The sequence below is a fragment of the Streptomyces sp. NPDC020958 genome, assembly GCF_055562175.1.
On sequence record NZ_JBVHFU010000004.1, the window covers coordinates 178,122 to 197,310 of the forward strand.

Annotated in this window: 17 protein-coding genes and 1 pseudogene; 8 read left to right on the forward strand and 10 right to left on the reverse strand. The window is 71.8% G+C overall.

Annotation, left to right across the window (positions count from 1 at the left end; genetic code table 11):
• Positions 1–429: 429 nt before the first annotated feature.
• From ACZ3KP_RS14665 to rsmI, 3 genes are all read right to left on the reverse strand, one after another.
• Positions 430–1,365 carry a TatD family hydrolase gene (locus tag ACZ3KP_RS14665; protein WP_467499532.1) on the reverse strand — a complete coding sequence of 312 codons (936 nt, stop codon included), beginning with the start codon at positions 1,363–1,365 and terminating at the stop codon, positions 430–432.
• Positions 1,366–1,412: 47 nt separating this feature from the next.
• Positions 1,413–1,853: a hypothetical protein gene (locus ACZ3KP_RS14670; protein ID WP_467499534.1), complete on the reverse strand. Its 441-nt coding sequence runs from the start codon at positions 1,851–1,853 to the stop codon at positions 1,413–1,415.
• 452 nt (positions 1,854–2,305) lie between these two features.
• Complete coding sequence (gene rsmI, locus ACZ3KP_RS14675) at positions 2,306–3,154, reverse strand: 16S rRNA (cytidine(1402)-2'-O)-methyltransferase (protein WP_467499536.1); 849 nt, start codon at positions 3,152–3,154, stop codon at positions 2,306–2,308.
• Between the two features lie 95 nt (positions 3,155–3,249).
• Between rsmI and ACZ3KP_RS14680 the strand changes: the two genes are divergently transcribed.
• From ACZ3KP_RS14680 to ACZ3KP_RS14690, 3 genes are all read left to right on the forward strand, one after another.
• Complete coding sequence (locus ACZ3KP_RS14680) at positions 3,250–5,028, forward strand: dolichyl-phosphate-mannose--protein mannosyltransferase (protein ID WP_467499538.1); 1,779 nt, start codon at positions 3,250–3,252, stop codon at positions 5,026–5,028.
• Positions 5,029–5,171: 143 nt separating this feature from the next.
• Positions 5,172–6,782: a penicillin-binding transpeptidase domain-containing protein gene (locus ACZ3KP_RS14685; RefSeq protein ID WP_467499540.1), complete on the forward strand. Its 1,611-nt coding sequence runs from the start codon at positions 5,172–5,174 to the stop codon at positions 6,780–6,782.
• Between the two features lie 112 nt (positions 6,783–6,894).
• The gene (locus ACZ3KP_RS14690; RefSeq protein WP_467499542.1) at positions 6,895–8,565 is read left to right on the forward strand and encodes a penicillin-binding transpeptidase domain-containing protein; all 1,671 of its coding nucleotides are present in this window, start codon (positions 6,895–6,897) and stop codon (positions 8,563–8,565) included.
• A gap of 11 nt (positions 8,566–8,576) precedes the next feature.
• Here the strand turns inward: ACZ3KP_RS14690 and ACZ3KP_RS14695 are convergent, their stop codons facing one another.
• Entirely contained in the window at positions 8,577–8,924 is a 348-nt protein-coding gene (locus tag ACZ3KP_RS14695; RefSeq protein ID WP_132891919.1) for an SsgA family sporulation/cell division regulator, read from the reverse strand.
• Positions 8,925–9,019: 95 nt separating this feature from the next.
• On the opposite strand from ACZ3KP_RS14695, the pseudogene ACZ3KP_RS14700 reads away from it, so the two are divergent.
• The 4 genes and pseudogenes from ACZ3KP_RS14700 to ACZ3KP_RS14715 all read left to right on the forward strand — a co-directional run.
• Positions 9,020–9,274, forward strand: a pseudogene (locus ACZ3KP_RS14700) (cobalt ABC transporter ATP-binding protein); the annotation flags it as partial.
• 53 nt (positions 9,275–9,327) lie between these two features.
• A complete protein-coding gene (locus ACZ3KP_RS14705; RefSeq protein ID WP_132891921.1) occupies positions 9,328–9,789 on the forward strand; it encodes a MarR family winged helix-turn-helix transcriptional regulator in 462 nt (153 codons plus the stop codon).
• A 175-nt stretch (positions 9,790–9,964) separates the two neighbouring features.
• The gene (locus tag ACZ3KP_RS14710) at positions 9,965–10,369 is read left to right on the forward strand and encodes an organic hydroperoxide resistance protein (RefSeq protein WP_207921871.1); all 405 of its coding nucleotides are present in this window, start codon (positions 9,965–9,967) and stop codon (positions 10,367–10,369) included.
• Positions 10,370–10,396: 27 nt separating this feature from the next.
• The gene (locus tag ACZ3KP_RS14715; RefSeq protein ID WP_467499545.1) at positions 10,397–11,560 is read left to right on the forward strand and encodes a serine hydrolase domain-containing protein; all 1,164 of its coding nucleotides are present in this window, start codon (positions 10,397–10,399) and stop codon (positions 11,558–11,560) included.
• On the opposite strand, the gene ACZ3KP_RS14720 is transcribed toward ACZ3KP_RS14715, so the two are convergent.
• The 5 genes from ACZ3KP_RS14720 to ACZ3KP_RS14740 form a co-directional block, all read right to left on the reverse strand.
• Complete coding sequence (locus ACZ3KP_RS14720; RefSeq protein ID WP_132891924.1) at positions 11,550–11,825, reverse strand: DUF1876 domain-containing protein; 276 nt, start codon at positions 11,823–11,825, stop codon at positions 11,550–11,552. The genes ACZ3KP_RS14715 and ACZ3KP_RS14720 overlap by 11 nt on opposite strands.
• 72 nt (positions 11,826–11,897) lie before the next feature.
• Complete coding sequence (locus tag ACZ3KP_RS14725) at positions 11,898–12,791, reverse strand: NAD(P)-dependent oxidoreductase (protein WP_467499547.1); 894 nt, start codon at positions 12,789–12,791, stop codon at positions 11,898–11,900.
• A 139-nt stretch (positions 12,792–12,930) separates the two neighbouring features.
• Positions 12,931–15,684 carry a phosphoesterase gene (locus ACZ3KP_RS14730; protein ID WP_467499549.1) on the reverse strand — a complete coding sequence of 918 codons (2,754 nt, stop codon included), beginning with the start codon at positions 15,682–15,684 and terminating at the stop codon, positions 12,931–12,933.
• A 13-nt stretch (positions 15,685–15,697) separates the two neighbouring features.
• Entirely contained in the window at positions 15,698–17,062 is a 1,365-nt protein-coding gene (locus tag ACZ3KP_RS14735; protein ID WP_467499550.1) for an ABC transporter permease, read from the reverse strand.
• Complete coding sequence (locus ACZ3KP_RS14740) at positions 17,059–18,000, reverse strand: ABC transporter ATP-binding protein (RefSeq protein WP_467500264.1); 942 nt, start codon at positions 17,998–18,000, stop codon at positions 17,059–17,061. Before ACZ3KP_RS14740 ends, ACZ3KP_RS14735 begins: the two co-directional genes overlap by 4 nt.
• Before the next feature lie 324 nt (positions 18,001–18,324).
• Between ACZ3KP_RS14740 and ACZ3KP_RS14745 the strand changes: the two genes are divergently transcribed.
• The gene (locus ACZ3KP_RS14745) at positions 18,325–18,588 is read left to right on the forward strand and encodes a hypothetical protein (RefSeq protein WP_467499552.1); all 264 of its coding nucleotides are present in this window, start codon (positions 18,325–18,327) and stop codon (positions 18,586–18,588) included.
• An 85-nt stretch (positions 18,589–18,673) separates the two neighbouring features.
• On the opposite strand, the gene ACZ3KP_RS14750 is transcribed toward ACZ3KP_RS14745, so the two are convergent.
• Positions 18,674–19,150: a hypothetical protein gene (locus ACZ3KP_RS14750; RefSeq protein WP_467499554.1), complete on the reverse strand. Its 477-nt coding sequence runs from the start codon at positions 19,148–19,150 to the stop codon at positions 18,674–18,676.
• Positions 19,151–19,189 lie beyond the last annotated feature (39 nt).

The window sequence follows — 19,189 nt, forward strand, 5'->3', positions numbered from 1 at the left end:
CCCTGTGCGCGGTACACGCCCTGTGCGCCGTGCACGCCGGCCACCCCCGGCGCCCCGTGGCCGCCGTACGTCCCGTAGGCACCGCGGACGCCGTGCGCGGCGTGGGCGCCGTGTGCCCCGGGCGTGCCGTAGGCCCCGTACTCCCCGTGCGCGCCCCAGGCGCCGGGCGCCCGGTGGCTTCCCTGCGCCGGGGGTGTGCCGCCGGCGCCGTGCGCCCCTGACATGCCGTAGGGGTCGTACGCCTTTGGCGTCTCGTACTGCGATGCGCTCACGCCGACACGCTCCAGAGGGCCAGACGGGTCCGGATCGGGCCCCCAGAACCTAGCGGAGCTCCCGTCACTCTCCAAAGCGGCACGACTACGCACGGTCGCGACCGGAGCGGAGCCGCAACCTGGCGGTCGTTACACGCCAGTTATGATCGATACACCCTCAGTAGTCAAAGGCGTGGGCGGTGTTGGCGCCCAGGGCCGTCGCCAGCGCGTCCTCGCCGATCCCCCGCACGGCGGCCATCGCGCGCACCGTGACCGGAATGAGATACGGGGCGTTGGGCCGTCCGCGGTACGGCGCCGGGGTCAGGAAGGGCGCGTCGGTCTCCACCAGGAGGAGTTCGAGGGGGGCCACCGCCACCGCGTCCCGCAGGTTCTGGGCGTTCTTGAAGGTGACGTTGCCGGCGAAGGACATGAAGTAGCCCTCGCGGGCGCACTCCTCGGCCATCTCGGCGTCCCCGGAGTAGCAGTGGAAGACGGTCCGCTCCGGGGCGCCCTCCTCCTTGAGGATCCGCAGGACGTCGGCGTGGGCGTCGCGGTCGTGGATGACGAGCGTCTTGCCGTGCCGCTTGGCGATCTCGATGTGCGCGCGGAAGGAACGCTCCTGCGCGGCCTTGCCCTCGGGTCCGGTCCGGAAACAGTCCAGGCCGGTCTCGCCGACGCCCCGCACCTGGGGCAGCCCGGCCAGCCGGTCGATCTCGGCCAGCGCCTCGTCCAGCGCGGCGTCACCGCCGGCCGCGCGGGCCCCCTGCCGCGACCATCCTCCCCCAGCCCCAGAGGGCTGGGAGGTGCCCCCAGGGTCCCCGTGCACGATCCGCGGGGCCTCGTTGGGGTGCAGGGCCACGGTCGCGTGGACGTGCTCGTGGGCGGCCGCGGTGTCCGCCGCCCAGCGCGAGCCCTTGAGGTCGCAGCCGACCTGGACGACCGTCGTCACCCCCACCGACGCGGCCTTCGCGAGGGCCTCCTCGACCGTGCCGGACTGCATGTCGAGATGGGTGTGGGAGTCGGCGACCGGCACCCGGAGGGGTTCCGGCAGCGGCGGTGCCGCGTTCTTGTCGGACGTACCGGAGGCGCCGGTACCGGCGGCGTTCGAAGGCATGCCCCGATCCTACGGAAGGGGCATGCCCCGCCGGACCCGCGCCCGGGTCAGCCCGCCTTGCGCTGGAACGGGTGCAGGAGATCGGACAGGTGCCAGTGGTGGTCCGCCTCGGCTCGTGCGGGGGCCTCCGTCGCCGCCGCCCCGGGTCCGGGCTCCGTACCGTCCTCCCCGGCCGGCCGGGGCCGCGGCGGCCGGTGCTGCTGCGACCGGCCGGCCGCGTTCTGCACCGACGAGACCTGGCCCGCACGCATGATCCGCACGACCTGTCCGTCGCAGTTCTGGCACGCGGGCCGGCTCAGCGGGGACGGCACCACGCGGCCGTTCGCCACGTACGTGACGAACTCGTGGTTGTCGGCGTCCGTGTGGTGCTCTATCTCGTACGACTGCTCCCAGCCGTGCCCGCAGCGCATGCAGGCGAAGGAATACGACTCGTGGACGACGGCTGTGGCCGCACTGCGGAGGCCGGTCTGCCCTGCGATCTCACTCATGCCAGCTCCTCTTGTCCGCTGGACAAGCACCCCCGGCGCGGGATTCCCCCCGGAATCCCATGGGGGTGAGGGACGGGTGCGTCCCTGCTGACCAGTGGACGCCTTCACCGGCGCGAATGCAGCAGGGCTGTCGAGTGTTGGAGGCGATTTGGACTTCGCTTGCCGAATCGGCCTCGCGAAGGGGGGCTCGCCTTTGCCTTTCCCCACCTTGCTTTACCGTCCTGTGGGGCGCGCGCTCAGAGGAGAAGCTTCCTGCTCATAGGACATATTTCCGCAGGTCAGGGGCGCACGCTCAAAGGAGAAGCGGCGCGCTCGGAGATCAGCAGCGCCCCCTTTGCGACACCGCTCACCGAAGCGCCCCTTTCAGGGGCGCGGGGAACTGCGCGACAAGCCCCCACCGGCCCGCACCCGACTACACAAAAGCAACCACGAGGGCGCTACAGAAGCCGACCTCACCCGTCCACACGCTTCGCCGCGACCACGGCGTCGAAAACGACCCGCTTCGGAATTCCCGCCTCCACCGCCACCGCCGCGATCGCCTCCTTGCGCCGCTCACCGGCCTCCTCCCGCACCCGCACGCGCCGCACCAGCTCCGCCGCGTCCAGCTCCTCGGGCCCCCGCTCCGGCGCGCCCTCCACCACCACGGTGATCTCGCCGCGCACCCCCTCGGCGGCCCACACCGCCAGCTCGGCCAGCGGGCCGCGGCGCACCTCCTCGTACGTCTTGGTCAGCTCACGGCAGACGGCGGCCCGGCGTTCGGCCCCGAAGACCTCGGCCATGGCGGCGAGCGTGTCGTCGAGGCGGTGCGGGGCCTCGAAGTAGACGAGGGTGCGGCGCTCCTCGGCGACCTCCTGGAGCCGGGAGCGGCGCTCACCCGCCTTGCGGGGCAGGAAGCCCTCGAAGCAGAACCGGTCGACGGGCAGTCCGGAGAGCGCGAGCGCGGTGAGCACCGCGGACGGCCCCGGGACGGCGGTGACGCGGATCTCCTGCGCCACGGCCGCGGCGACCAGCCGGTAGCCGGGGTCGGAGACGGAGGGCATCCCGGCGTCGGTCACGAGCAGCACGCGCGCGCCGCCGACGAGTTCCTCGACCAGTTCGGGGGTGCGGGCGGCCTCGTTGCCCTCGAAGTACGACACCACGCGGCCCTTGGGCGTCACCCCGAGCGCCTGGGTGAGCCACCGCAGCCGCCGGGTGTCCTCGGCCGCGATGACGTCGGCGCCGGTCAGCTCGGCCGCGAGCCGGGGCGGCGCGTCCGCGACGTCGCCGATGGGGGTGCCTGCGAGGACAAGGGTTCCAGTCACCCCCCCATCCTCCCAGCCCGGGCCGATCGCAAAGGAACCCACCGTGAAGACCCATTGCACGGGACTCACACAGAACGGTTCCCTACGATGGCGCGGTGACCAGTACCGCGTCCTCCACGGACACCCGGCAGGACCAGGCGGCGCTCGACCAGCGGCCGGCGTGGCAGCAGCGGCTGCGCCGGTTCGGCTACCCGCAGAGCACGGCGCGCACGGCGGGCGCCGCCGGCGGCAGAGGCGCCGAGGACGCCGGTGTCGTCGACCGCCTGGTGCCGCCGTACGCCGAGCCCGGCTCGCGGCTGTGGCTCGCGCTGGGCGTGCCCCCGGTGCTCGCCGACCGGATCACGCGGTGGTCGGCATGGGGCGGCCCGCTCCTGGTGACGCTGATGGCGGGCCTGCTGCGGTTCTGGAACCTGGGCAGCCCGAAGGCGGTGATATTCGACGAGACGTACTACGCGAAGGACGCGTGGGCGCTCGTCCACCGCGGTTTCGAGGTCAACTGGGACAAGAACGCCAACGACCTGATCCTGCAGTCGAACGGCCACCTGACGATCCCGGCGGACGCGGCGTACGTCGTGCACCCGCCGGTAGGCAAGTACGTCATCGGGCTCGGCGAGCTGGTCTTCGGCTTCAACCCGTTCGGCTGGCGCTTCATGACGGCGCTGCTGGGCACGCTGAGCGTGCTGCTGCTGTGCCGGATCGGGCGCCGGATCTTCCGCTCGACGTTCCTGGGCTGCCTCGCGGGCGCGCTCATGGCGGTGGACGGCCTGCACTTCGTGATGAGCCGCACCTCGCTGCTCGACGGCGTGCTGATGTTCTTCGTGCTGGCCGCGTTCGGCTGTCTGGTCGTCGACCGGGACAGGTCGCGGGCGAGGCTCGCCGCCGCGCTGCCGCCGGACGCGGACGGCCGGATCCGCCCCGACGCGCGCGTGGCCGACGGTTTCCGCTTCGGCTGGCGCCCCTGGCGGTGGGCCGCGGGCCTGCTGCTCGGGCTCGCGATCGGCACCAAGTGGAACGGGCTGTACGTGCTGGCCGCGTTCTGTGTGATGGCGCTGTTGTGGGACGTGGGCGCCCGCCGGGTGGCCGGTGCCGCGCACCCCTACCGGGCGGTCCTGACGCACGACACGGGGATCACGTTCCTGGCGACGGTCCCGGTGGCGATCGCCGTCTACCTGACCTCCTGGATCGGCTGGATCCTCTCCCCCACCGACGGCACCGGCGGCTACTTCCGCAACTGGGCGGCCGGTGACGGCAAGGGCGGCGACTGGACGTTCCTGCCGGACTGGCTGCGCAGCCTGTGGCACTACGAGCACGAGGTGTACCTGTTCCACATCGGCCTGTCGTCGCCGCACACGTACATGTCGAACCCGTGGTCCTGGATCGTGCTGGGCCGCCCGGTGTCGTACTACTACGAGTCGCCGTCCCCCGGTGCGGACGGCTGCCCCGCGGACGCCGGTGAGAAGTGCGCCCGTGAGGTGCTCGCGATCGGCACGCCGCTGCTGTGGTGGGCGGCCTGTTTCGCGATCGCCTACGTCCTGTGGCGCTGGGCCTTCCGCCGGGACTGGCGGGCCGGTGCCATCGCCTGCGGTGTCGCGGCCGGCTACCTGCCCTGGTTCATGTACCAGGAGCGCACGATCTTCCTCTTCTACGCCGTCGTCTTCGTGCCGTTCCTGTGCCTGGCGGTGGCGATGATGATCGGCGCGATCATCGGCCCGCCGGGCTCCAGCGACACCCGCAGGCTGGTCGGCGCCTCCGGTGCGGGCGTCCTGGTGCTGCTGATCGCCTGGAACTTCATCTACTTCTGGCCCCTGTACACGGGCACGGCGATCCCCATCGACTCCTGGCGTTCACGGATGTGGCTGGACACCTGGGTCTGAGACACATCCCTGATCTCCGTTCGGCCAACAATCGGTCAACCTCTGTCACGGGAACCCCACAACGACCTACAGTGCGAGTCACGACCAGCTTTTGAACGCGTTCACAAAACGCGGCAAAAGCACACGGGGAGGGATGTCGCGCCATGCGCAAGGGGGTCAAGGCGGCCATCGTCGGCAGCGTCTGCACCGTCGTGGTGGGCGGTGCGGGCTACGGCGCCTACAACGTGCTGTCGGCGCTCAGGGGCGACAGCACACCGGCCGTGCGGACCGGGCCGCCCACCGAGGACGAGATCAAGGACACCACGCAGGAGTTCTTCACGGCCTGGGAGAAGGGCCGGTCGGTGGACGCCGCGTCGTTCACGAACAACTCCGCCGACGCCGAACCGGTCCTCACCTCCTTCAGCGCCACCGCGCACATCAAGGACGTGCACATCACGCCCGGCAAGGCCCACGGCGCCACCGTGCCGTTCAGCGTCAGGGCGACCGTGACCTACGGCGGGAAGTCGAAGCCCCTCGCCTACAAGAGCTCCCTGCGGATCGTGCGCGGCGAGACCACGCACCGCGCGCTCGTCGACTGGCAGCCCTCCGTGGTCCATCCGCAGCTGCGGCGCGGCGACACCCTGGCCACCGGCGAGGCCGCGAGCCCGCCGATCGAGGCCGTCGACCGCGAGGGCAAGGTCCTCACCAAGGACGCGTACCCGTCGCTCGGCCCGGTCCTGGACGAGCTGCGCAGCCGCTACGGCGACAAGGCGGGCGGCACCCCGGGCGTGGAGCTGGTCATCCACCACGCCTCCCAGGAGGCCGCCGACACGACGCTGCTGACCCTCGCCGAGGGCCGGGCGGGCAAGCTGCGCACCACGCTCGACGCGCGCGTGCAGGCCGCCGCCGAGACGGCGGTGACGAAGTACGCCGAGTCCTCCGTGGTGGCCGTCAAGCCGAGCACCGGCGAGGTGCTCGCGGTCGCCAACAACCGCGTGGACGGCTTCAACGCGGCCTTCCTCGGCGAGCTGGCGCCCGGCTCCACCATGAAGATCATCAGCGCCGCCACCCTCATCGACACCGGCCTGACCACCTCGACCGGACCGGCCCCCTGTCCGCCCACGGCGACCTGGCAGAGCCAGACCTTCAGCAACCTCAAGGGCCTCCAGCCGGACGAGAAGGCCACCCTCTCCGACAGCTTCGCGCGCTCCTGCAACACGGCGTTCGTGAAGTACGCGGACTCGGTCCAGGTGGACTCGCTCACCAAGGAGGCCGAGGACCGCTTCGGACTCGGGAGGAACAACTGGAAGGTCGGCATCCCGAGCTTCGACGGCCGGGTGCCCGCCTCCGGCGGCCCGGACACCGCGGCCAACCTGATCGGCCAGGGCCAGGTGCAGATGAGCCCGCTGAACATGGCCTCCGTCGCGGCGACCGCGATGACGGGCACCTTCCGGCAGCCGGTGCTCGTGTCCCAGAAGCTGGACGGGCGTGAACTGGCCACCGCCAAGGGCCTGTCGGCCGGTACGACCGCGCAGCTGCGCGCCATGATGAACCGCACCGCGACCAGCGGCACCGCGGCCGGTGTGATGCGCGGGCTGAGCGGCAGCATCGGTGCCAAGACGGGTTCGGCGGAGGTCGACGGGCAGTCCAAGTCGAACAGCTGGTTCGCCGGCTACCGCAACGACGTGGCCGCCGCGGCCATGACCCAGGACGGCGGGCACGGCATCGACGCGGCCGGTCCGATTGTCGCGAGTGTGCTACGGATCGGTGGCTGACGTCATCCCCGCGGGGCGGGACTCTAGGCTGATGCAGTCGTTGGGGAGCGTGAGGGCGACGAGGGCGACGGGGCGGCGGGGGCCCTGGGGAAGTGCGCGGAGGAACTGAGCTGTGGGCAAGAGAAGGCGTGCCGCCGAACGGCGGACGAAGAGACCCGCCGTCATCGGCGGGGCGATCGCCGTCGTCATCGGCGCCGCCGGGTTCGGCGGCTACGCGCTGTACGGCGGCGGGGCCGCCGCGGACGCGGCCTCCGGCACGGCCGACCACAAGGACGTCAGGACCGGCCCGCTGTCGGCGACCGAGGTGCAGACGACGGCCCACACCTTCCTGGCCTCCTGGCAGCAGGGCCGGACCACCCGGGCCGCCGCCGTCACGGACGACCCCGCGGCCTGCGTCAGGCTGCTCACCGGCTACGGCAAGGACGCCCACATCAAGGACGTCACCCTCACCGAGGGCACCCGCACGGGTACGAAGGTGCCGTTCTCGGTGAAGGCGACGGTGTCCTACAAGGGCGTCAGCAAGCCCCTGTCGTACTCCTCCTCCTTCACCGTCGTCCGGCACAAGAGCGACGGCAAGCCGCTGGTCGACTGGCACGCCTCCGTCGTCCACCCCGACCTCCAGGACGGCGACACCCTGGTCACCGGCGAGTCCGGCGCCCCGCCCGTCACCGCCCTGGACCGCGACGGCGGGAAGCTCACCACCGCCGCGTACCCGTCGCTCGGTTCGGTCCTCGACGGACTGCGCGAGAAGTTCGGCAAGAAGGCCGGCGGCAGGGCGGGCGTCGAACTGCGCGTGGTGCGCGGCAAGGCGTCCGAGAAGGCGAAGCTCTCCGACAAGACCCTCCTGGAGCTCAGCAAGGGCACCCCGGGCACGGTGCGGACCACGCTCAGCCCGACCCTCCAGGCGGCCGCCGAGAAGCAGGTCATGACCCGGAAGAACGCCTCGGTGGTCATGGTGCGCCCCTCGACCGGCGAGATCCTCGCGGTCGCCAACTCCAGCCACGGCTTCAACGTCGCCTTCCAGGGCTCCCTGGCCCCCGGCTCCACCATGAAGATCATCACCTCGACGATGCTCTTCGAGAAGAACCTGATCACGCCGGACGCGTCGCACCCCTGCCCGAAGACGTACAAGCTCGCCGGGTGGACCTTCCACAACGACGACGACTCCGAGATCAAGAAGGGCACGTTCAAGCTGAGCTTCGGCGCCTCCTGCAACAACGCCTTCATCGACTTCGCGCCGAAGCTCTCCGACAGCGACCTGACCACCGAGGCCCAGCAGGTCTACGGCCTCGGCATGGACAACTGGGCCATCGGCGTGCCGACCTTCGACGGCTCGGTCCCGGTGCAGAGCGGCGCGCAGATGGGCGCCTCGCTGATCGGGCAGGGCGGGGTGCGGATGAACCCGCTGAACATGGCGTCGGTGGCGGCCACGGTCGAGACCGGCACCTTCCACCAGCCGTACCTGGTCGCGCCGAGCGTCGACAACCGGACGCTCGCGAAGGCATCGCGCACGATGTCCGCGAAGACCCAGTCCGAGCTGAAGGAGGTCATGTCCTACACGGCGGCGTACGGCACCGCGGCCAAGGCGATGGCCGGGCTCGGGCCCGACTACGGCGCCAAGACGGGTTCGGCCGAGGTCGACGGGCAGAAGAAGCCGAACGGCTGGTTCACCGCCTACAAGGGCGACCTGGCGGCCGCGGGCGTGGTCCAGGCCGGCGGCCACGGCGGCGACACGGCCGGCCCGATCGTGGCGGCCCTGCTGAAGCTGGGGTCGTCCCTGTAGGGCCCTGGGGCTCAGCCGGCCACGGGGGTGGCCATGTAGGTGCGCCTGAGGAAGCGCAGCAGCGCCTTCGACTCGAACTGCACCACCGAGGTGCCGTGGTCGGAGTGGAACTCCACCACGGCCTGTACCCGCCCGAGCGGCCACACCCGGACGTCGCCGCTCTCCGCCGGGGTTCTCAGGCCCTGCTCCAGGAGCGAGCGCGAGAAGGTCCACTCGTCCGTGCCGGGCAGGCCGACCCGTACCGACCGCGGGTCCGCGTCGGGGTCGTACCGCAGGACGACGGGCACCGCGGGCGGCTCGCCCCGGGCGTCCTCGTCCGTGACGATGTGGGCCCGCGCGTACTGCTCGACTACAGACATCGGACTGCCCTCTACGCTCCGTGATCCCTGCGAAGACCGTGCATCCGCTTCCTCTCCAATGTCGCACATTTTCCGGAATGCGCTTGCGGACGGTACTCGACGCACGCGTGCGCGCCGCCCTCGCGGAGGTCCTGCGCACCTTGGAGGTGGCGGTCCTCATGGTCACGCATGACCTCCCCTACGCCCTCGAACCGGGGCCGCGCACCCCGATCCTGAGCGACGGCACGATCGCCACTGACGGCCCCACCGGCGAACTCCTCGCCGGCGTCGCCCTGTTGCGGCCCCACCGGCTGGAACTCCGCTTCGGTTCCGACCCCCGGGCGGCGACGGCGCGGCGCCAGGAGATGTGACGCGTTTCCGTGACGGCCGTCCCGCACATGCCCGCGTCCGTGACAATGGGCACGTGACGACAGAAGAGGACGCCAGGGTGCCGCGCCTGGACGACCAGCTGTGCTTCGCGCTGTACGCCGCGCAGCGTGCCGTGACCGCCGCCTACCGCCCGCTCCTCGACGAACTGGGGCTCACCTACCCGCAGTACCTGGTGCTGCTGGTCCTGTGGGAGCGGGGCGAGACCACGGTGAAGGAGCTGGCCGGCGCGCTGCGCCTCGACTACGGCACGGTCTCACCCCTGCTGAAGCGACTGGAAGCAGCCGGCCTGGTGCGCAGGGAGCGCTCGGAGCAGGACGAGCGCTCGGTGCTCGTCGCCTGCACCGAGCGCGCGGAGGAGCTGCGCGAGCGCGCGGCGCGCATACCGGGCGCGCTGCTCACGACGACGGGGCTGGGCGGGGCGCAGGTGGCGCGGCTGCGCGAGGAGCTGCGCGAACTCGCGGACCGGGCGGGCCGGTCGGCCTGGCACCAGGTGTAGCCACCGCCTGTTACCCGCGGTTTCCACCCCCCTGCTCGTCACAGCCCTTCCTACTGGTCGGTACCTTGTGCACGATGTGCTTGCACACTTCTGTGTTGCCCACCACCGTTTCCGCTCTGGGGGAGGTCCCGCCGTGCTCGAAGGCGCCACCGTCGACACCCGTCCGACGAAGATCATGTATGTCGCGGAGGCGACCGCGCACGGCGGCCGGGACGGGTACGTCACCAGCCAGGACGGCCATATCGACCTCAAGGTCGCGATGCCGCCGGAGCTGGGCGGCGACGGGAACGGCACCAACCCGGAGCAGTTGTTCGCGGCCGGCTACAGCTCCTGCTTCCACAACGCGCTGATACTCGTCGGCAACCGCTCCGGCTACGACCTCACCGGCTCCACGGTCGCCGCGAAGGTCGGCATCGGCCCCAACAAGCAGCGCGGCTACGGCCTCGCGGTCGCCCTCAGCGTCTCGCTCCCGGTGCTGGACGCGGACGTCGCGGCGAAGCTGGTGGACGCCGCCCACGAGGTGTGCCCCTACTCGAACGCGACCCGCGGGAACATCGACGTGACGATCGTGCTTGGTTGAGAGAGGAACGACAGGAGGGGGACGGACGTGGACGTGAACGGCACTGTGGCCGAGGGCTTCGAGCCGGTGAGGGACGCGTTCACCCGTAACTTCGAACAGCTGGGGGACCGCGGCGCGGCGGTGGCCGTCTACCGGGGCGGCCACCGGGTGGTCGACCTGTGGGCGGGCACGAAGGACGTCGACGGCACCGCGCCCTGGGAGCGGGGCACCGCGCAGATCGTGCGCTCGGCCACCAAGGGCGTGGCCGCCGCCGTACTGCTGCTCCTGGCGCAGCGCGGGGAACTGGACCTGGACGCACCGGTGGGCGAGTACTGGCCGGAGTTCAAGGCCGCGGGCAAGGAGCGCACGCCGGTACGGCAGCTGCTCGCGCACCGCGCGGGCGTGCCGGTGCTGGACCGGCCCCTGACGCCCGCGGAGGCCGCCGACCCCGAGGTGGGCGCGGCGGCGGTGGCCGCGCAGGCGCCGGTGTGGGAACCGGGCACCGACCACGGCTACCACGCGCAGACATTCAGCTGGCTGACCGGCGAGCTGGTACGGCGGGTGACCGGGCGCGGCGTCGGCGCGTGGATCGCGGACGAGATCGCCCGGCCGGTCGGCGCCGACCTGTGGCTCGGGCTGCCCGAGGCGGAGCGGGCACGCGTGGGGCGGGTCGGGCCGGTGGCCGCGCCGGAGGCCGCCGGCGGGCTGCGGACCCGGCCGAAGCGGGCCGTGTCCGAGGCGTACGCCGACCCCGGATCGCTGACCCGGCGGGCGTTCGGCGCGATCAGCCCGCTCCCGGACGAGAACGACCCCGCCTACCGCGCGGCCGCCCTCCCCGCCTCCAACGGCATCGCCACCGCCGACGGCCTGGCCCGCTTCTACGCCGCCCTGATCGGCGAGGTCGACGGCGGCCGCCGGCTGTTCGCCCCAGGGACCGTGGAGCTGGCCCGCGCCGAGCAGTCCGCGGGGCCCGACCGCGTCCTGGTCGTCCCCACCCGCTTCGGACTCGGCTACATGCTGCACGGCAGCGCCTCCCCGATGCTCTCCCCGGCCTCCTTCGGCCACCCGGGCCGCGGCGGCTCGCTGGCCTTCGCGGACCCCGTCTCAGGCATCGCCTTCGGCTACGTCACCAACGGCTTCCGCAAGAGCGTGACGGCGGACCCCCGGGCCCAGGCCCTGGTACGGGCGGTACGCACGGCGCTCACACGTTGATCGGGTGCGAGTGGCGGCCCGAGTCCGCGTCGATCTCGCCGTGCGCCTTGGTCAGCAGTTGCATGGCCAGTTCGTTCAGGGCGCGGGCGCCGGCGATCTCCTCGCCGACCCGCGGCTGGTTGTTGTCGGAGTCGTGCCGGCTCGCGTGGCCGTGCGCGCGTACCTCGGTGCCGTCGGGCAGGCGGACCAGGGCCACCGCGCGCGTGTGCGTCTCGTCCTCCAGGAACTCCAGCTCCACATGCCATCCCACAGCGGTTCGCATCATGAGCACCACCTTTCCGGAATCGCTGCTTCCAGGGTGCTCCCGAGGGGCCCGGGCCGTCACGTCGGCCCGGGCCTACTCCTTGTCGGACTCCTTGTCGAAGCTGGCGAAGTACGCGGCGGCCATGTCCTCGTCGGCGTGCCCCTGGGCGGCGGCCCGAGCGAAGCGTTCGGCCGCGGCCTCGGCGACGTCGAGGCGCACGCCGTTGCCCGCGCCCGCGGCGACGATCAGCCGGGCGTCCTTCTCGGCGGTGTCCACCGCGAAGGACGGCGGGGTCAGTGCGCCGTCGAGGATCAGCTTGGCCTTGGCCCGCAGATAGCCCATGTCGAGCGGGCCGCCCTCGATGATGTCGAAGAAGTCCTGCGGGTCGACGTCGAGGGCCCGCGCCAGCGCCACCACCTCGCCGGTCGCCGCGGTGGCCGCAAGCACCCAGCTGTTGGCGACCAGCTTGAGCCGGGTCGCGGCCGCGGACGAACCGTCGTCCCCGGTCCACAGCGTGCGGGCGCCGACGGCGTCGAAGACCGGCGCGAGCGTCTCCCGGCCCTGCTCGGGCCCGGCGGCCAGGACGGTCAGCTGTCCGGCCTCGGCGGGCTGGCGGGTGCCGAGCACCGGGGCGTCGTAGAAGACCAGGCCGTGCTCGCTCGCGAACGCGGCCAGGTCGGGGATCTGGTCGAGTCCCGCGGTGGTCGACTGGACCCAGAGCAGGCCGGGGCGCAGCGCCGGGGCGGCCTCGCGCAGGGCCGCCAGGGCGGTGGCACCGTCGTAGAGCATGGTCAGCACGACGTCGGCGCCCTCGACGGCCTCGGCCGGGGTGCCGGTGACCCGGGCGCCGTCGGCCGCGAGCGGCTCGGCCTTGGCGCGGGTGCGGTTCCAGGCGCGGACCGGGTGCCCGGCCTTCAGGAGATTGCGGGCCATCGCCGCGCCCATGATCCCGGTGCCCAGCACGGCGACGGTCGGCTTGTCGGTCATGACGTCTCCCTGTCCTCGTACGTTCCGCAGGCCAGCTTTCCGCATTGCGGTCGGCTGCGCGCGACGCCTACCCGTTCCGGACCGGACGACACGGAAGACCCCGGCACCGGCCGGGGTCTTCCGGTGTGCGCGGGCGGGATCAGCCGTCGTTCTCCGAGGAGGGCAGGTAGGCGCCCGGGACCTCGTCCGGCGTGTAGATCTTCTTGTCACCCGGGTACGGCTTGGTCCAGTTGTGGGTCTGGTACCAGGTCCAGCGGTTCATCTGGGTGGGGTTGGCGTAGTCCGGCACCGCGTTCTTGCCGGTCAGCCGCTGGTGCGAGGCCCAGCTCTGCCACTGCGCCGCGACCTGCTTCTCGGCCGCCGGCACCGACACCGACGTCGGCGCGGCGGCCGCCCTGGTGTCCTGGGCCGCCGGGGTGTCCGAGCCGCAGGACGGCTGCGGGTTCACGCCGAGGGTCAGCGAGGTCCGGTTGGGGACCGCCGTGAACGGGGTGTCGTCCGCCTTGCCGGTGAACGCCCCGTACATCGGGGTGGCCGCGCTGTCGAGCTGGTTCATCGGGTGGATCCCGAGGATCTGCTCGATGGTGCGGACCATGGTGATCTGCGAGTAGTAGTGGTCGTCGACCTTGCCGTGCTGGGCGTACGGGCTGATGACCTGGACCGGGGCACGGTGGCCGTCGACGTGGTCGAGACCGGCCTGGGAGTCGTCCTCGACGACGAAGATCGCCGAGTCCTTCCAGTACGTGCTGTGGGTGATCTCGTCGACCATCCGGCCGACCGCGAGGTCGTTGTCGGCGACCTCGGCGGCGGCGTTGGCCGGGCCGCCGGTGTGGTCGTTGGAGAACCAGAACATGTTCAGGTTCGCCGGGCCGTTCTTCTCGAAGTCCTGCTTCCAGATCTGCTCTTTGTAGATGTCCGGGACGCTGAGGTCGAACAGCGGGAAGCCCTGCACCGACACGTCGTTGAGCGAGGGGATCGCCGAGCCCGTCTTGATGGGGTAGGCGGTCGAGGCGCCGGTCGCGGCCATGTTCTTGCTGTCGCAGTACAGGTTCTGCCAGGTCGCACCGGCCGGCTTGGTCTCGACCGACTGGAACTCGCCGAAGTCCTTCACCGACTTGCCGGCCGCCTGCGCTCCGGTCCAGATGAACCCGGTCTTCTGGTGGCCGAGGACGTCGTCCTCGGTGTCGTAGCTGCGCGTGTACTCGCCGGCCGACGACTCGGTGTACTCCGGGTTGTCCGACTGCATCAGCCAGTTGTGGCCCTCGGCGGAGTTGGTGCCGATGTCGTAGAAGTTGTCGTACAGCCCGAACTGCTGGGCCAGCGCGTGCTGGTTCGGCGTGACGTTCGCGCCGAACTGGGTGAGCGCGGAGTCGCCGTTGCCCTGCGGGAGGTCGCCGTAGACCTGGTCGTAGGTGCGGTTCTCCTTGACGAGCAGGAAGACGTGCTTGATCGTCGACGGGTCGCCGATCCGCTTCGGGACCGGGACGGCCCTGGCGTGGCCGTAGCCCCTGGCGGTCTTCACCGAGCCGGCGGTCCAGCCGTTCTGCCTGAAGACCTTGGCCGTCTCGGACCTGACGACCTGGTCGCCCGGCAGCGTGAACCGGGTGAGGCTCGACGTGGTGTCGTGCGTGTTGTGGCCGGCGGCGTCCGGGCGCCGCGCGTCGACACCGCGGGTGTTGGCGACGACGATCTTCTTCCCGTCGGCGAAGACCCCGGACGGGTAGTAGTCCGTCGGGAGCAGGCCGACGTAACGGGCCGGCATCTGCGGGGAGGTGTACCGGTAGACGGCGACGGCGTTGGCACGGCCGAGCGTGACCAGCAGGCGTCCGTCGTCGGTGAGCGTGACCGCGTTGGGCTCGTAGCCGACCGACGCCTCCGGCCACGGCTGGGTGGCGATGGTCTGGACGACCCGGTCCTTGCGGCTGTCGATGACCGACACGCTGTTGTCGGCGGTGTTGGTGACGAACACCGCGCCCCTGCTCGCGTACACCGCGGTCGGGTGCAGGCCCACGGCGACGGTGCCGACGGCGGCGGACGGGTCCGCGGTGTCGATGACGCTGACCGTGCCGGTGGTGCTGGCCCCGGTCCTCGGGTTCGCCACGACATCCGTGCCGTACGAGTTGATGGTGGTGTCGCCGGCCTTGGCCGGGCGCCCGCCCTCGTTGCTGACGTAGAGCTTGCCGCCGACCAGGGCGATGCCGCGCGGCGCGTTGCCGACCGCCCAGGTCTGCTTGATCGTGCCGGTCGCCGCGTCTATCGCGACCACCTTGTTCTGGCCGTTGACCGCGGAGTACACGGTGGAGCCGTCGGCCGAGAAGACGGCCGCGCCCACCAGCGCCTGCTTGGCGCCGTCGGCCGGGATGTTCACGGCCGTCGGGGTGCCGAGGGTGCCGTCGGCGTTGACGGTGAACTTCGTGTAGCCGTTCGCCTGCCCCAGCCACAGCTGCTTGCCGTCGGGCGAGTAGGTCGGGCCCTCCTGGCCGACCGCGCCGCTGCTGATCCGCAGGTCGTCCGCCGTGCTGGTGCCGATCTTCTGCTTGACCTGACCGGTGCTCAGGTCCATGACGACCAGGGAGGCGTCGCCGTCGGCGATCGAGGCGGCGAGGTGGGTGCCGTCGGGGCTGACCGTCGACGACATGATCTTGCCGTCGTTGATGACGGTGCGGGTGCCGTAGGGGTTGATGTACTGGTCGGCGGAGACGACCTGGCCGTTGGCGGTGTTCTGCCCCACCTGCTGGGTGCCGAACTGGTACGTCGAGGCGACCGCGGTGCCCGTGACGCCGAGGGCGACGGCGATACCCGCCGTCACCATCATGGCCCGGCGGCCGACGCGGTGGCCGAAGAGGTTGAGCTGTCTGGTCTCACTGGTCCGGCGCTGGCGGATTACCTGCACGGAACTGTTCCCTTCAGTGGATGTCGAGCAGATCGACGTTGCCGTCGAACTGCCACAGCGGATTCGGGGCGTCGCCGGTGGAGGTCCGCACGAGGAAGTAACCGTTGACCTCCTTCGGACCGTCACCGTCGGCCACGAACCGCCCGTCCGAGGTGATGTCGAGCTGGTAGATCGCCGTCCCCGTCACCGGGACGCCGGGGAGGTGCCAGCTCACGACGCAACGCCAGTCGTTCCCCGCGCCCTCCTGGGCGGCCTGGCCGTCGCTCTTGGTGCACGCCGCCGTGGCCCCCAACTGCCTCTCGGTGACGGCGGGTCGATGGAGTTCCTGCGTCTGCAGGCGGTAGAGGTGCCCGAAGGCCGTGGCGAGGGACTCCTGCACCTTGTCCTGCCGGATGCCGGAGCCCGTCGAGGGGGTGGCCGCGGCGACCACCCCGACGGTTACGGCGGTCAGCGCCGCCAGCGGCAGCACGCCGAGGGTGAGCGCGCGGCGTCCGGAACCGTCGTCAGCGGGGTTGGTGAAGTCCCGCCGTACGAACAGCACATGGGCGAGGACGGTGGCGAGCACCGCCCACGCCAGGCTCACCGCGACGCCGGTCAGCAGCGGGGCGAGCTGGGTGGGACTGGTGAACAGGCCGTTCCAGGAGACGAAGGCGTAGCCGGGCAGAGCGAGGCGCACGGCCACGGGCAGCGGCAGCATCTGGGCGACCGACATCGCGAGCGCGACGACCGGGGGCAGCAACAGCCCCATCGGGGAACGGCCCAGCGCCACCGAGCCGAGCAGTCCGATCGCGGCCAGGGCCAGGGTCGGGGCGAGGGCGGCGGCCCAGGCGAGCAGGACCCTGACGGCCGTGTCCCCCGGCGTGAGCAGATGGCCGTCGAGCCCGACCAGCGGCTGGTCGCCGACCGCCAGCAGTCCGCCGACCGCGCTGGAGCAGGCCAGCCCGGCCACCAGGAGCACGATGACGGTGAGGCTGGCCAGCGACTTCGCCACGAAGATCCGGGTGGGCGAGCGGACCGCGACCAGCAGGTGCCGCCAGGTGCCGAGCCGGTCCTCGGCGGCGAACACGTCACCGGCGACCACCGCGGCCAGCAGCGGCAGCGCCCAGGTGCCCGCGAAGCCGAGGATCACCAGCGGTCCGGCCCAGCCGGTCGCGTGCATCCAGCGCCCGAACAGCGTGTCGGACGGGAGCGTGCTCTGCTCGCCGACCCCGGCGACGAACAGCCCCGGAGCGATCCAGCAGGCAAGGACCAGCAGCCGGATCCGCCACTGCGAGACGAGTTTGACCAGTTCGAAGCGGTAGCCGCGGGACACCGGGATCCGGCGCGCGACGGCCGGGCCCGGCCCGGTGCCGGTCGTGGGGGCGGTGGTCGCGGTCATCGGGCGGCCTCCTGCTGCTCGGTGAGGGCGAGGAAGGCGGCCTCCAGCGGCGAGACGACCGGGGCGAGTTCACGGACCGCGACGTCCGCGCGCACGACCTCGGCGACGAGGTGGTCGAGGGCGGGCACCAGGGCGCGGACGACGAGCACGTCGGGGTCCTGCCGTACGCCGCTGTCGTCGACGATCCGGATGCCGGCCGCGTCACCTGCGATCCGGCGCGCGGCGGCCGGGTCGGAGGTGCGCAGCCGGTAGTCGAGTTCGCGGTTCTCGGCGGCGAGTTTGCCGAGCGGACCGGAGAACACGACGCGTCCGGTGGCGAGGATGGTGACCTCGGAGCACAGGGCCTCCAGGTCGTCCATCCGGTGGCTGGAAAGGACCACGGCGGTGCCGTCGGCGGCGAGCCGGTTGAGGACGCCGTGCACGTGTCTCTTCCCGGCAGGGTCAAGGCCGTTGGACGGCTCGTCGAGGACGAGCAGCCGGGGTCCGGTGAGCAGGGCGGCGGCGAGGCCGAGCCGCTGGCGCATGCCGAGCGAGAAGCCACGGGCCTTGTCGTCGGCGACGTCGGTGAGCCCGGCCTCGCCGAGCACCTCGTCGATGAGCGCCGTCCCGGTGTCCAGACCGCGCAGCGCGGCGAGGGCGGCGAGGTTCTGCCGGGCGGTGAGCGAGGGGTAGAGACCGGGCGCGTCCACGAAGCCGGCGACGCCGTCGGGGGCGGTGAGGGCCCGTTCGACCGGCGTGCCCAGGATCTCGAGGCGGCCGCCGTCGGCGACGGCCAGGCCCAGAAGCAGGCCCAGCAGCGTCGTCTTTCCGGCGCCGTTGGGTCCGACCAGGCCGTGGATCTGACCTTGCGTCACATCCAGGTCGACGTCGTCGAGTGCGACGACCTCGCCGAAGCACTTGGTGATCCCGCGGGCCCGGACTGCGTGGAGTGTGTCCATGAGTCCCATGCGTCCCTTCTTCCGCAATCCGCAGGGACCTTATGGAGACCACACAACCCGGGCACAGGCGGGCGTCTGAACGTTCGACGAACGGTTCGTCAAGGCAACGGCAAGTCCGCCGGACGGGCGGTCGGCGCAAGGGGCATACCGGCCGAGGTCGGTGCGGGCCGGACTCCGCGGGGACGGCCGTCCGGCGGACTTCGCGGGGACGGCCGTCCGGCGCGGCGCCGCACGCACCGACGCCGGCGGTCGCAACCCGGTGCGGACGCGCCGGACACGAGCGGAGAGAATCCTCCCACCTCGACCGAAAGCGAAGGTGCCGTCATGAAGGGACCGACCCCCCGCCACGCCACCGCCCTCTACGCGGTCGCCGCGACCTGCGGCGCCCTGGGCGCGCTGCTGTGGGTGCGGGGGCAGACCGCACCGCCGCGGGTCTACGCGTCCTACCTGGCCGCCGACAGCTACTCGGGGTCCGCCTGGCGGGTGTGGTCACCCGCGGTGCCCGAAGCCCGCCTGGGCCTGTACCTCGTCGGCGTCGGCCTCGCACTGGCCCTGGCAGCACGCCTGCTGCCGTCCCGCCGCCGCTGAGGGACCACGGGTCAGCCGGCGTGGAGCATCAGCTGGGCCGATGGCGGCGCCGACGAGTCGGCCGCAAGCAACAACTGACGGCCGCTCATGAAGTGAGCGGCTGATTCCCGGGTGGCTGAGTGACGACGACCCGCCACATCACCGAATCAGCCGTCGAGAACTTCCATGTGAGCCGGCGCACATTGGCATGCGGAATCCTGGCGGTGAACACGCCGCTCCCGTCACCGCACTGAGACCCGGCGAGGGCCTCTCCGGCGGCAGTGATGTCGAACTTCGAGGGACCGGCGCATGTCCACATCACCGTGATGGATGAGGCTTTCCCCGCCGACGCGGGCAGCGTGAGGCCACCCGCGCCGCGGCCTGACCCGGTGTAGAGCGTCTTCGATCCCACCGGAATCGGAGATCGGACCGGATCGGGAAGGCGGTCCGGGCTTGTCGGGACCGACGCCGGAGCGGCCGTCGCACCATGGGAGGCGGTGGGCCGGGGGTGCGCGGAACCCCCGGAACAGGCCGACACAAGTACCAGAACAGACAGGCCGACGGCCGGCAGGGAACGCTTCATCAGGTCGTCCTCACGTCACGAGTGGGCGTGCCCGTCGCG

Coding starts and splice junctions, on each gene's coding strand:
- ACZ3KP_RS14665 (WP_467499532.1), bottom strand. CDS start 1,365: ATGCCTTCGAACGCCGCCGGTACCGGCGCCTCCGGTACGTCCGACAAG.
- ACZ3KP_RS14670 (WP_467499534.1), bottom strand. CDS start 1,853: ATGAGTGAGATCGCAGGGCAGACCGGCCTCCGCAGTGCGGCCACAGCC.
- ACZ3KP_RS14685 (WP_467499540.1), top strand. CDS start 5,172: ATGCGCAAGGGGGTCAAGGCGGCCATCGTCGGCAGCGTCTGCACCGTC.
- ACZ3KP_RS14695 (WP_132891919.1), bottom strand. CDS start 8,924: ATGTCTGTAGTCGAGCAGTACGCGCGGGCCCACATCGTCACGGACGAG.
- ACZ3KP_RS14710 (WP_207921871.1), top strand. CDS start 9,965: ATGTATGTCGCGGAGGCGACCGCGCACGGCGGCCGGGACGGGTACGTC.
- ACZ3KP_RS14720 (WP_132891924.1), bottom strand. CDS start 11,825: ATGATGCGAACCGCTGTGGGATGGCATGTGGAGCTGGAGTTCCTGGAG.
- ACZ3KP_RS14725 (WP_467499547.1), bottom strand. CDS start 12,791: ATGACCGACAAGCCGACCGTCGCCGTGCTGGGCACCGGGATCATGGGC.
- ACZ3KP_RS14735 (WP_467499550.1), bottom strand. CDS start 17,062: ATGACCGCGACCACCGCCCCCACGACCGGCACCGGGCCGGGCCCGGCC.
- ACZ3KP_RS14740 (WP_467500264.1), bottom strand. CDS start 18,000: ATGGACACACTCCACGCAGTCCGGGCCCGCGGGATCACCAAGTGCTTC.
- ACZ3KP_RS14745 (WP_467499552.1), top strand. CDS start 18,325: ATGAAGGGACCGACCCCCCGCCACGCCACCGCCCTCTACGCGGTCGCC.
- ACZ3KP_RS14750 (WP_467499554.1), bottom strand. CDS start 19,150: ATGAAGCGTTCCCTGCCGGCCGTCGGCCTGTCTGTTCTGGTACTTGTG.